This window comes from Dehalococcoidales bacterium (genome assembly GCA_028717385.1).
Classification (GTDB): Bacteria; Chloroflexota; Dehalococcoidia; order Dehalococcoidales; family CSSed11-197; genus CSSed11-197.
Genome location: JAQUNW010000015.1, coordinates 1 through 12341 on the forward strand (window position 1 = coordinate 1; position 12341 = coordinate 12341).

Here is a 12341-nt window from a genome sequence, read left to right on the forward strand (position 1 = left end):
CCTTTGCCAGTAAAAAATTACAAGCACAACAACAAACGCAGAGTTTATTACTTCTGGGATCCGGTATTTCATTTTTAAAGATATCTGGTTATCATCAGGTTTGAAAGTTCATTAAGCATAACAAGCGTATGTTCAGCTGCTTCTTCAGTCAATGTTGAAAGTGAGCAACTTGGAGTGAGCAGGCTTTTTGAAGCCAATTGCTGAAAAGAAATTCCCTCTCTTGTAAATTGAGCCATGGTTTCTTCAAGGCGGTCCTTAAGGCTGGCGGGAGTCTCCCTGACAATTTCGGCTTCAGAATTGGGAACTATTCCCCAGGCGATCCCTCCGCCCCTGCTCAGCAACTGCTTTACTGCGTCTGGGTAAAGACTGAGGGTGTTTCCATATTGGTAGGCATCGAACGATAATATGTCCAGGTTAGTGGAGAGTACCAGCCCCCAGTCGGTATTGCCGCAGCAATGAATGCCTTTCAAGCCATTTAATTTACCAATTACTTCATTAATTAATTCTCTTGTCTTTTCTTGAGACAGGTTGAAAAATGCTGAACCATAACTGGACATGGCGGGTTCATCTACAAATATGATGGTGTTTTTGTTCAACTGGCTTAACGCTGCTTCCTGCCAGGCTGCACTCATCGCCAGCATACGTGCGGCGGCATCAGAAAGTATTTCATCATACAGGATAGATTTGCCGTTGTCGTCATTAATACCCAGGCACCAACTTATCGGCCCGGTTATTTGGCCTTTTACTGCCCATGAATGAATACCAGTCAAGCTCAAAAAACAATGGAGCCCGGCAGCGTATTCGACAGGAACGGCGTATCTACTATAATTGCCGGTTAGATATGCATCGTAGAGGCTCTCGAGAGACTTCTCAAGTTCATCTGAACGGCTAAAGGCTGCTTCTCCATCAACAATACTCAATCCGGGAAAACCTCTGGAAAACTGTATACTCATAGATTCCAAACTGGAACACCTGGGCAGCTGTGGCCAGGCAGGAATGTCTTTCAGATGGCGTGTTATCAAGTTACAGGCGGCATCAGCATCCACATGCGGCATGCTGCCGATTATGGTTGTTTTAAAGTTGTAATCGATATGACTCATTGCAGGTTTTATATTTCCAGATACTTGCTGGTAATAAGTTTAAGTTCTTCTATTCGTTGTTTCTTTATAACCTTTGGATCGGTTACTATTGCATTGCTCAGTGCGCTGGTGCAGCTGCATTTTTCTATCGAAGGCAGATTAGGTATCACCTGGCGAATTATTTCTTTTGAAACCTCCGTGTTTTGATGCAATGTCCTGAGTATCATGTCGACCGACACTGGCTCTTCGCTTTCATGCCAAGCATCGTAATCGGTGACACATGCAATCGTAGCATAGCAAATCCCGGCTTCGCGAGCCAGTTTTGCTTCAGGAAGAGCAGTCATGCCGATAACATGCGCACCCCAGGAGCGGTGTAGCATGGATTCAGCGCGGGTAGAAAAAGCCGGGCCTTCCATTACGATGTAAGTTCCTCCAAAGTGGATATTAACCCCGGTCTTTACGGCTGCATTAAAAACCGCTTCTGCAAGACTTTTGCATACCGGATCGGCAAAGGATATGTGGGCAACCAGTCCTTGTCCAAAGAAACTGCTCCGACGCTGGGTAGTTTTATCGATAAACTGATCTGGTATTACGATATCTCCCGGGTGAATCTCCTCCTTCAGGGATCCGACGGCGTTGAAAGCCAGTATTTGCTCAACACCAATCATTTTCAAAGCACAAATATTTGCCAGAGCTGGTATCTCCCCGGGTGAGAAATGATGCCCTTTGCCGTGCCTGGGCAAAAAGGCAACTCTTAACTGGCCTAGATCGCCGGTTGTTATAGTATCGCTGGGCTTACCGAAAGGTGTGGTAAGATCGAGGGTTTCTATGCTGCTCAAGCCCTCGATTTCATATAGTCCGGTACCTCCAATTATGCCAAGTTTGGCTGCTTGCATACTTAACCTCCAATCTAACCAGATTATATAAGACCATAATTAATGATTCAATTTTGCTGATGATTCAACAGTTGGCAGTGTGTAGATCATTTTATTATTGGCAGAGTGTAAACTCAGCAAGAAATATGGAAATAAGGCCAGGTTTTCGTCGCAAATTTGTCTATTGCGTCTAATTTGGCGGAGGCAGGTTAAAAAAGACGATCAGGATTATTCGAGCAGCGCAGCAATATCTTCGGCTTTTATAACACCTTTTTCAGTGATATAGCCGCTGATGAGGCTGGAAGGCGTTACATCAAAAGCAGGATTCAGGGCTCGGATATCAGGTGGAGCCGAAGGGTGAGATAGGAAATGAGTGACTTCTTCCGGATTTCTTTCTTCAATTATGATATCACGACCGGTTAAGGTTTTGGAGTCGAAAGTAGTGGTAGGTGCTGCTATATAAAATGGTATATTGTGGTTTTTGGCTAATACTGCCAGGGTGTAAGTCCCAATTTTGTTGGCAGAATCTCCGTTTAGGGCAATTCTATCGGCACCGGTAATTACCATATCCACCTTACCGAGCTGCATGAAATAACCGGCCATGGAATCAGTTATCAATGCAAAAGGGATGCCCTCGGCCTTTAGTTCGAAAGCTGTCAATCTGGATCCCTGCAGTAACGGACGGGTTTCGGTGGCGATTACGTTAATCTTTTTCCCCTGATGGAATGCATGTTTGATAACGCCGAGAGCACTGCCATATCCAGCTGTAGCCAACGAACCGGTATTGCAATGAGTAAGGATTGTGGCCTTGTCAGATATAATTTCAGCTCCTTGTCTGCTGAGCTCCAGGTCAGTCGTAGTCTGTTCTTGATGTATTTTAACGGCTTCCAATGTCAATTTCTCTCTGGCGCTGCCGGGAGTACTGCACTCAAGAGCAACCTGGCGCATCCTGATGGCCACTTGAAAAAGGTTTTGCGCAGTCGGGCGGGTAGATTTTATTTCCGAAATTGCCTGTTCAAGCTCAGTTAAAAACGAGGCCATTTCCGGAGTTTTTATAGCCAGGGCTGCTAGTGCTACTGCATACCCGGCAGCGACTCCAATGGCTGGTGCTCCACGTACGGCCAGCTCTTTGATAGCCTGACAAACATCTGTATAATCGCTGATTTCCAGGTGGCTTATTTCCGCCGGAAGCCTTCTCTGGTCCAGAATATGCAGGATATTGTTTTCAAAATAAAGCGGCTGCATGCATCAGGCTCTCATTTTGAGTCTGAAGAGGATAATACCTAAGCTGAAAGCAACTATAGCCCAAATGGTAAGTATAATGATGCTGTTAGACACAGCAGAAAATTCAGCACCGCGTATAATAACCATTCGGGCGGCCGATACAGCATGAGAATAGGGGAAAATATCTCCCAGAAACTGAATATAACCAGGCATAATCTCCCGTGAAAACCAGACTCCAGACAGGACTGCCAACGGCATAGATATTATCCAGCACAAAGGCTCAGCTTGATTTTCGCTCTTGGACAAAGCGGCTACTATCATACCGATACTGATGGAACAAATGGCTGTCAGGAAAAAAATCAGAAATGCCAGCGCGATGTTGCCAACTATGTTCATACCAAAAGCCATCCCCAGCAGAATGAATATAATAATTTGCACGATGGCCACTACCAGCATGCTGGCTGAATAGCCAGCAATAAATTCCCACGGGTAGGTCGGTGTAGCCAAAAGGCGAGACATGAAACCGGTTTCTTTATCATGCACCATTATCCGGGCTGATGTAGGTACCATGATCAGCAGGCCGAAGATTATAATGCCAGGTGCAATAAAATCTATCTGGCTCACTTCAGTCTCGACATTTATATGATGGGTGTGGATGGTAACCGGAATGTTGACCCTGGCGAAATTTCTGACTGCGACGTTGATGGTAGATATAATCTGGCTGGAAACAGTTAAATCACTTTCGTCGTAGACCAGTTCGAGTATTATATCGGGATCCTGGTTTTGCCAGTTCTTGTTTATTTCTTCTCCGAAGCCGGCAGGCACAACAAGGGCTGCTTTAATATCGCTGTTTTTTAAGCTTTCAGTAGCTTGCGTGTCGCTTTCGAAGGTGGCAATTTTAAGTATGGGAATATCAGATAGCACATCATTGATAAATTGACCAGATATTTCAGTTTTATCTTCATCGACTACGCCTATTGTGTAGGAAAGGTCGGAGTTGCCTCCAAGGGCAGCGCCAAACAACAGCATGAAAAGGAGAGGGAATGCAATTAAAAAACCCAAAGCTAGGGGATCTCGGTAAGTTTCTTTGGCGTTTCTTATTGCCAGGCTAACAAACCTCAACTTGTGAGCTCCTTTCCGGTAATTTTAAGATATGCGTCTTCAAGGCTTGGTTCTTTATAATATGCTGAACGAATGACGGCTCCGGTTGAATGTATAAAATCTGTAGTTTCTTTGAAATCCAGCTCTTTGCCTGAGATTGAAAGACTGTTACCGTTTATTTTTACCTCTGGATATTTCCCGCGTATCTCGTCGAGCGCTTTCAAGGTGATGTTCCAGGCATGGACTATGATGGTGTGCTTATCCATCGAGCGCGTTTTCAGATCCAGACTGCTTCCGAGTGCGGCAATTTTACCCGCATCCATAACAGCTATATTATCGGAAAGGAAATCCGCCTCTTCCATGTAGTGAGTGGTAAGGAGAATTGTTTTTTCCCCTTTGAGGCTGGCAATGTATTCCCATAACGCTCTTCGTGCTTGTGGATCAAGCCCAAGGGTGGGTTCATCTAAAAAAACTATTGCCGGATCGGCTATAAGCGCCATGGCAATACTAAGGCGCCGTTTCATTCCTCCGGAAAATTTCCTGACTTGATCTTTGCGCCTTTCCCCCAAGCCCATAATTTCAACCAGCGCTGCTGACCACCTGCTGGCTTTATCCGGAGGAATTCCTCTAAGTTTGGCAATCAGTTCCAGGTTTTCAAGTGAGGTTAGGCGTTCAGAAAGCGTCGTTTCCTGAGGAGAAACACCTATGACATTTTTTACGGACATTGCTTCTTTGTTAATATCAAATCCCATGATGCGGGCGGTGCCCCGGGTGGGTTTTAAAAGACAGCAAAGCATATTGATGGTAGTTGTCTTGCCGCTGCCATTCGGGCCGAGCAGAGCCAGCAGCTCTCCCTTGCGTATGTCCAAATTCAGATTATCGACAGCCCGTGTTACCCCGAATGAGCGGCTGAGTTCAAAAGTCTGAATTGCAAAGCTATCATCGATCGGCCGGTCATATGCTTCCTGATCCAGTTTGGTCCTCCATGACTTCTACTGTGTTATTCTATCACAAAAATGGACTGTGATATATGATTTTTTAGGTCTTATCCGGAAAAAATAGTGGATTTCAGTATCAACGAGGACTATTTAAAAATGTGAAAAAGTAAGCCAAGCCGTCCACGACTCACCAGATAGGTGCCAGAAAAACGCATTACTTCTTTAATTTGCTGCCGGTATTTCGGAGCATAACAATGATCAGGACATTTCCGGCAGGAAGGCTTGGGATCAAACGGGCATTGCATCAGTTTAGCAATGCCGTGGTTGAATAACCGTTCACAGTCTTCGCACAGAGAGACCTCTTTTTTGTTAATAGTCTCTTCAAGTCTTTCGTCGATAATTTTTACAGCATGCCTGGAGGTTTGAGTGTGTTTTCTGCGACAGTAGACATCGATGAATTCCGCCAGTATTCTTATATCGGTAGCTTTCTTTTTATCCAGATTATCAAAAAGTCGGGACATAATAGCCGTTATTCTTTATCCAGCTCCAAGATTTCTGGAGAAAAAGGGTCATGGTATAATTCAAGTTCATATACTGATTGCTGGGCGGCGTCTCTTAACAATTCATCCGGAGATTCCAAGAGGCTGTTCAATGCCTCTTTGGATTCCTTGCCTCCTATTTTACCCAGGGCTTCTATAGCTGCCAGCTGGACATCTCTATCATCATCCTCAAGCAAGGGGATCAAGGCATTAACCGCATCTTCCTCTCCAATTTCTCCGCAGGCGCAAGCAGCCTCGTAACGCAGCTCAGCATCGTTGTTTTGTAGTTGGGGCATCAGAATCGTAAGCCAGTAAGGGTTGCAGTTGACCCCCATAGAATAAACAGCGCTCAATTTAAATTCCCGGTTGTCATTTTGGAAGGCTTCTTTTATAGCTGTGTGGACTTCGGCTAGCCCCAATGGAGAGACAGCCTCCAGTGATCGGCGCCGCAGCTCATTGGACTTATCCGGGTTGTTAAAGATAGAAAGCAGAATATTTGCGAGTTGCTGTTTGGCGTCTTGTTTATTATTCAGCTCGGCATCCAGACAAAATCGTTCCAAAGCCTGGACTGAACAAATTCTGACTTCTTCGGATTCATCTTCAAGTGCAATTGCAATCAGCTTGCGTTGTAACCAGTTTTGACGGTTTTCCCACAGTCCGTTGATGGAGACGAGGCGTATCTGGGGATCTTCATCGTCAAGACCAAGCTTTAAAATAACATCGAAGTTCAACTCCACGTTATCTTCTGCGAGGTCTTTGAGCCTCAATATGATATTATATCTTCGTTCAGGACCGAGTTCATTCCAAGCGTCACGAAATTTTAAAAATGACTCTGATGACAGGTCGGAAAGCTCAGCGAGGTGGCTTGACGAAACGGGATCGTCGGTATTTACCAGGCTGCTAATTACTTCATCCAGGGTAATAGGAATACTCAAGTAAGGGCGGTTAATCTTCCTCGTCTTCTTCGTCGTCATAATACTCTTCGCCCTGTTCCCAAATGGGCTCAGTAAAGTAATCGATATAATCTTCCATGGCTTCAGCAGCAAACTCCTTGATTCGTTGCTGAGTTTCCTTGGCTACTTCAGCCAGATCGGCGGTATCCAGTTCGATGCCCAGCATTGGCTTGAGTTTGTCAAGAACAGCCAGTGCTGCCATTGGGTTTTGAATGCGATGGGAGTACGAAGGGACATCACCCAGGAGACATATGCCGTCTATATTGCGCTCTTTGGCAACGCCAAGAAGAAGGCCGTTCAGGCCGCTAATCTGCAAATTGCCGCCCCGGTTTAAGTTCAACCTTTCAAGTTTCTCAGCCATAGCCGGATTTGTAGCTACTCCACGTACAGAAGGTTGTTCGGTATGGTGCATTCTGGTCATCGCGGCGGCACAGGTATAAACACGGCTCATACGGAACCGACTTCCGAGGTCCAATATGGCATTAGCCATATCGTATGCCTTAGATGCTGGCTGGGCATCCCCTATAAAAAGAATTAAGTCGTTTGGACCGGTCGAATTTTTATAGTAAAAAAACCGGCTTTGCGGGAAGCTTGGTGCTTCTACAATATTGTTGCGTGCCAGCACTCCTATCGGTTCAAAGAAATACATTGGTTTTATCTCTGCCAAGTCTTTGAAAGGCAGCTTTTCTAGCAGGTAGGATGCAATAATCAGCGCAACTGAAGAAACCCCAGGCCATGCTGCAATCAGGTTTGGTTCGTTGAGCTTCGGCCGGGCAATTATTTTTATGAGCTCTCTTGTGTCCATCATTTCAGTCCGGTTCCTTTAATTGAAAGCTATTTGGATGCTACAGATATTTCGTGGCAATAGATTGAAGGTGTATGAAGGGAGCTGCCTACCCACCGCCCATCATTCCCGATAGCAGCTATGTCCTTAAGGATTTTGTATACGTTTCCGTGAATCATGGTGTTTTTTACGCGACCAGCGATTTTCCCATCTTCGATCTTATATCCAAGCAAAACATTCCCGGAAAAATCTCCGCCCAGAATGTTTCCTTGTTCGCCACCCATTAATTGTTCGATTATCAGCCCTTCTTTTATATCGGAGATCATTTCTTCAAAAGAGGTGTCCCCGCCCTTTATGATTAGTGCGTTGATTCCTGGCGAAGGCAGGCTCCCTCCGCTTCGATTACCATTACCAGTGCTGACAGTCCCAGCCAGGGCTGCTGTATGCAGGTCGTAATAGAAGTTTTCCACTGTTCCCTGATTGATGAGCGGCATTGCTCGAGTGGCGATGCCTTCATCATCAAATGGTGAGCTGGCTGCTTCAAAATCAGAAGTTGCATCGTCAATAATACTAAGATCAGGGCTGAAGAGTTTCGTCCCCAGTTTTCCTTTTAATGGAGAAGCCCCTTCAAGTACCATCTTGCCATTAAATGCACTCACCAGCGGTGCTATCAAGGCATTTTCAACGCCATGTGGAGTGAAAACAACTGGCATGGTCTTGGAGGAAATAGCTGTCTGGTCTTTCGCCCATTCCAGCTGGCGCAATACGTTCGAGACTACGTCTTTCCCAGAATAAACAGGGTGGCTGGAGTACTTTCCATCACCTACAAAAAGCATGTCGGTACCACGCACAAGCGTGCCGCCGATTCCGAAGCTAAACAGACCGGAATAGGATTTTGCCTGCAGGCCATTGGAGTTCAAGATAGTAATATTACCGCTGTGTCTGCTTATTCCAGCATCACAAATGATTTCAGGGGAGGCTTTCGTGACAGTATCTATTAGCTCCTGACCCAATTTAACCATATCCTCGATCGTTATCTTTTCTATGGCAGCGTCGTAGGTCTTTACTGGTAGGTATTGCTGAGGTGATGGCAGCTCGAAACGAGCTTTCATGCCGAATTCAGCAGTTTCTACTGCCATAGTTACCAGCTTTTCAGGTTCTTCAGAATTGGTAGTAACGCCATATCCAACACGGCCATCCTTTATGATGCGAAGGGCGATAACCGTACTTTGGTTGCTCTCGATATTTTTCAGGCGGTTTGACTCGAATTCAACCGGAATTTCCTCGTCTGAGTAACTAAATACCTCGGCAGCTTCGCATTGTTTGAGCGCAAGATTGAGGATTTCTTCCATTTACTGTCCTCCCACGAGGCATTTGCGTATGCGAATGTGAGGACTCCCGTTAGATACGGGTAGAGGTGATTGGCCGCCCTTGCCGCATCCCCCGCCCTGGTTCATGTCCAGATCGTTGCCGATAGCGTCAATATTATGAAGGGTGCTGAAGACATTTCCGCTGAGGACTACCGGTTTGATAAGTTCGGCGACTTTACCGTTTCTTATCATATATGCTTCTCCGCCGGAAAAAGTAAACATTTCCATGCTGGTAGTGCCGCCATACCAATTTTTTACATAAATACCCTCTTTGATATCAGACAGCATTTCTTCGAATGTAGTCTTTCCTGGTTCTATATAAGTGTTACTCATGCGCACTATAGGCTGGTGGCGGTAGCTGATAGCCCTGGCGTTACCGGAGGGTTTTTCCTTCATAATGGCGGCAGTTTCTTTGGAATGTAGCCTGCCTACTAGTTTGCCTTCTCTGATCAGGTAAGTCTTTTGGGAAGGGGTTCCTTCTTCATCATAGCAATAAGTGCCACGTAAATTTGGCATTGTGCCATCGTCAATAATATTAAGCTCGCTGGAACCAAAGGCTTTTCCGAGGGTCATTATCTCTCTCAAGCGCTCGTTTTCATAAACAAAGTCTGCTTCAGAAAGGTGGCCGAAAGCTTCATGGGTAAACACCCCTGCGATAACAGGATCGAGTATAACGGTATATTCTCCGCCTTTTACACGTGGGGCTTCGAGCATTGCTACTGCTTTTCTGGCAATATCCTGAACCTGCTCCTCAAGCCCGGTAATATCATTAAAATTCCCGGTAGACCCAAGGCTGATGCCTGATTGTTGAACGTCACTATCTTTTCCAGCTATGGCGCTCATTCTTAGGCTAACGTCCGCTCTTGACTGTTCGATAAAGCTTCCTTCGGAATTAAGAAAAATACTAGTTTTGTACCCATCTCCGTAACCGATAAAAGAAGTATTCAAGGGAGCGGCCTGCCACATTAATTCATTATAGGAATCCAGCAATTCCTTCTTGGTGCTAAGATTGATTTCACGAGGGTTGTGAAGCGGAGGTGGAGTCTTTATTACGACAGGCGCAACGTCTGCCAATTGGCTTTGGCGGTTACCGGCAAGACGGGCGCTGTCCAGTGCTCTTTCCAAAGAGGTCCTAAGGTTTTCAAAACGGTTAAAGGTAGAAAAACCCCATCCGCCACGGTATAGTACCCGAATGTTTCCTCCGGCAGAAGAAGATTCGCTAACGGTTTCAAGCTCCCGCCCCCGGTAACTCAGCCTGCATGATGTGCTGGCTTCAAGACGGGCTTCAATATACTCCGCTTCCTGGTTATATATAAGAGATTTTAAGTCGTGGGCAACTTCATTAATATGCGGCAAAGGATCGTTTCCTTATATACAAAATAAGATGGTTCTAATGGTTAGTTTAACGGCCTTGCATTGTGTTGTCAATTCTGATAGAATGCTCCCTTGTCAACGCTGATTTTTGAAGTTTAAACCTCTAAAGTTGTGTAATTGACAGCCCCGCAAAAGATGTGATAGGATATCTTTTGCCCTAAGAGCAGTACTTTAACAACTGGATAGCGGAAGAAAGTTAAAAAACCCTTTATATTTTCGGAGAGTTTGATCCTGGCTCAGGATAAACGCTGGCGGTGTGCATTATGCATGCAAGTCGAACGATTCTTCCCGCAAGGGAAGGATAGTGGCAGACGGGTGAGTAACACGTAAGTAACCTGCCCTTAAGTGGGGAATAACTTCGGGAAACCGGAGCTAATACCGCATGTGATGGCTTTCTGATGGAAAGTCATTAAAGCCGTAAGGCGCTTGAGGAGGGGCTTGCGGCCGATTAGCTTGTTGGTGGGGTAAAAGCCTACCAAGGCTACGATCGGTAGCTGGTCTGAGAGGACGATCAGCCACACTGGGACTGAGATACGGCCCAGACTCCTACGGGAGGCAGCAGCAAGGAATTTTGGGCAATGGGCGAAAGCCTGACCCAGCAACACCGCGTGGGGGATGACGGCCCTCGGGTTGTAAACCCCTTTTCTCAGGGAAGAATAATGACGGTACCTGAGGAATAAGCTTCGGCGAACTACGTGCCAGCAGCCGCGGTAATACGTAGGAAGCGAGCGTTATCCGGAATTACTGGGCGTAAAGCGCGCGTAGGTGGTCTTTCAAGTCGAATGTGAAATTTCCCGGCTTAACCGGGAAGGGTCATTCGATACTGTTGGACTAGAGAGCGGCAGGGGGAAGCGGAATTCCCGGTGTAGTAGTGAAATGCGTAGATATCGGGAGGAACACCAGTGGCGAAGGCGGCTTCCTGGGCTGTTTCTGACACTGAGGCGCGAAAGTGTGGGTAGCGAACAGAATTAGATACTCTGGTAGTCCACACCGTAAACGATGGGTACTAGGTATAGGGAGTATCGACCCTCTTTGTGCCGAAGCTAACGCTTTAAGTACCCCGCCTGGGGACTACGGCCGCAAGGCTAAAACTCAAAGGAATTGACGGGGGCCCGCACAAGCAGCGGAGCGTGTGGTTTAATTCGATGCAACACGAAAAACCTTACCAGGGTTTGACATGCTAGAAGTAGGAACCCGAAAGGGGGACGAACTGTTAAGTCAGTAGCTAGCACAGGTGCTGCATGGCTGTCGTCAGCTCGTGCCGTGAGGTGTATGGTTAAGTCCTGCAACGAGCGCAACCCTCGTTGCTAGTTAATTTCTCTAGCGAGACTGCCCCGCAAAACGGGGAGGAAGGTGGGGATGACGTCAAGTCAGCATGGCCCTTATGTCCTGGGCTACACACACGCTACAATGGATGGTACAATGGGTCGCGACATGGCAACATGTAGCTAATCCCCAAAGCCATCCTCAGTTCAGATTGCAGGCTGAAACTCGCCTGCATGAAGTCGGAGTTGCTAGTAACCGCATATCAGAATGTTGCGGTGAATACGTTCTCGGGCCTTGTACACACCGCCCGTCAAGTCATGAAAGCCGGTAACACCTGAAGTCGATAGGCTAACCCGCAAGGGAGGCAGTTGCCGAGGGTGGGACTGGTGATTGGGACTAAGTCGTAACAAGGTAGCCGTAGCGGAAGCTGCGGCTGGATCACCTCCTTTCTAGGGAGAAATGACCCATGGTCAATCTTCCAGGTCGATCTCTGATTCATTCGGAGTTTAACTTTCTTTCTTCCGCTATCCAGGGGTTAAGGGCTGCTTTTTAGATAGTCGCGAACATGAAAAACCGCACTTTGCATATAGTAGCCTATAGCCTGACCATTCTGGCTTGGGCTATTCTTGTTTGTGGGGTTGTTGCATCTATTATCGTTGGGGTGAAAGCGGCTACTCCACTTGCACAGATTACCTTTTTGTTAGGCGGATTTGTACTGTCCGCGCTCAATACTGCACTTTTACTTGGAGCTTCCAAACTGATATACTTACTCATCAATATTGACCAAAACTTGGAAAAAATCCAGGATAGCCTCAAACAGGTTAAACAGTAATCTTCT

General features: G+C 46.4%; 11 protein-coding genes and 1 rRNA gene. 2 read left to right on the forward strand and 10 right to left on the reverse strand.

Features of this window, described 5'->3' with window-relative positions:
• Positions 1-74 precede the first annotated feature (74 nt).
• The 10 genes from PHX29_04600 to PHX29_04645 form a co-directional block, all read right to left on the reverse strand.
• Entirely contained in the window at positions 75-1100 is a 1026-nt protein-coding gene (locus PHX29_04600; GenBank protein ID MDD5605172.1) for a methionine synthase, read from the reverse strand.
• Between the two features lie 8 nt (positions 1101-1108).
• Entirely contained in the window at positions 1109-1975 is an 867-nt protein-coding gene (gene mtnP, locus PHX29_04605; protein ID MDD5605173.1) for an S-methyl-5'-thioadenosine phosphorylase, read from the reverse strand.
• Positions 1976-2182: 207 nt separating this feature from the next.
• Positions 2183-3199: an S-methyl-5-thioribose-1-phosphate isomerase gene (gene mtnA / locus PHX29_04610; protein ID MDD5605174.1), complete on the reverse strand. Its 1017-nt coding sequence runs from the start codon at positions 3197-3199 to the stop codon at positions 2183-2185.
• Positions 3200-3202: 3 nt separating this feature from the next.
• Complete coding sequence (locus PHX29_04615; protein ID MDD5605175.1) at positions 3203-4300, reverse strand: ABC transporter permease; 1098 nt, start codon at positions 4298-4300, stop codon at positions 3203-3205.
• Entirely contained in the window at positions 4297-5226 is a 930-nt protein-coding gene (locus PHX29_04620) for an ABC transporter ATP-binding protein (GenBank protein MDD5605176.1), read from the reverse strand. Before PHX29_04620 ends, PHX29_04615 begins: the two co-directional genes overlap by 4 nt.
• Before the next feature lie 137 nt (positions 5227-5363).
• Positions 5364-5738 carry a nitrous oxide-stimulated promoter family protein gene (locus PHX29_04625; protein ID MDD5605177.1) on the reverse strand — a complete coding sequence of 125 codons (375 nt, stop codon included), beginning with the start codon at positions 5736-5738 and terminating at the stop codon, positions 5364-5366.
• An 8-nt stretch (positions 5739-5746) separates the two neighbouring features.
• A complete protein-coding gene (locus PHX29_04630) occupies positions 5747-6730 on the reverse strand; it encodes a HEAT repeat domain-containing protein (protein ID MDD5605178.1) in 984 nt (327 codons plus the stop codon).
• Complete coding sequence (locus tag PHX29_04635; GenBank protein ID MDD5605179.1) at positions 6702-7517, reverse strand: PAC2 family protein; 816 nt, start codon at positions 7515-7517, stop codon at positions 6702-6704. Before PHX29_04635 ends, PHX29_04630 begins: the two co-directional genes overlap by 29 nt.
• A gap of 26 nt (positions 7518-7543) precedes the next feature.
• Positions 7544-8845: a TldD/PmbA family protein gene (locus PHX29_04640; GenBank protein ID MDD5605180.1), complete on the reverse strand. Its 1302-nt coding sequence runs from the start codon at positions 8843-8845 to the stop codon at positions 7544-7546.
• Positions 8846-10219 (reverse strand): TldD/PmbA family protein, encoded by a 1374-nt coding sequence (locus PHX29_04645; protein ID MDD5605181.1) that lies wholly within the window; start codon positions 10217-10219, stop codon positions 8846-8848.
• A gap of 231 nt (positions 10220-10450) precedes the next feature.
• On the opposite strand from PHX29_04645, the gene PHX29_04650 reads away from it, so the two are divergent.
• A 16S ribosomal RNA gene (locus tag PHX29_04650) occupies positions 10451-11952 on the forward strand.
• A gap of 116 nt (positions 11953-12068) precedes the next feature.
• Positions 12069-12335, forward strand: coding sequence for a hypothetical protein (locus PHX29_04655; GenBank protein ID MDD5605182.1), 267 nt, complete (start codon positions 12069-12071; stop codon positions 12333-12335).
• The last annotated feature ends 6 nt before the right edge of the window (positions 12336-12341 follow it).

Bases quoted from the DNA above. Each gene is read 5' to 3' on its own strand.
- PHX29_04600 (MDD5605172.1), bottom strand. From the start codon at position 1,100: ATGAGTCATATCGATTACAACTTTAAAACAACCATAATCGGCAGCATG.
- mtnP (MDD5605173.1), bottom strand. From the start codon at position 1,975: ATGCAAGCAGCCAAACTTGGCATAATTGGAGGTACCGGACTATATGAA.
- mtnA (MDD5605174.1), bottom strand. From the start codon at position 3,199: ATGCAGCCGCTTTATTTTGAAAACAATATCCTGCATATTCTGGACCAG.
- PHX29_04625 (MDD5605177.1), bottom strand. From the start codon at position 5,738: ATGTCCCGACTTTTTGATAATCTGGATAAAAAGAAAGCTACCGATATA.
- PHX29_04630 (MDD5605178.1), bottom strand. From the start codon at position 6,730: ATGACGACGAAGAAGACGAGGAAGATTAACCGCCCTTACTTGAGTATT.
- PHX29_04635 (MDD5605179.1), bottom strand. From the start codon at position 7,517: ATGATGGACACAAGAGAGCTCATAAAAATAATTGCCCGGCCGAAGCTC.
- PHX29_04640 (MDD5605180.1), bottom strand. From the start codon at position 8,845: ATGGAAGAAATCCTCAATCTTGCGCTCAAACAATGCGAAGCTGCCGAG.
- PHX29_04655 (MDD5605182.1), top strand. From the start codon at position 12,069: ATGAAAAACCGCACTTTGCATATAGTAGCCTATAGCCTGACCATTCTG.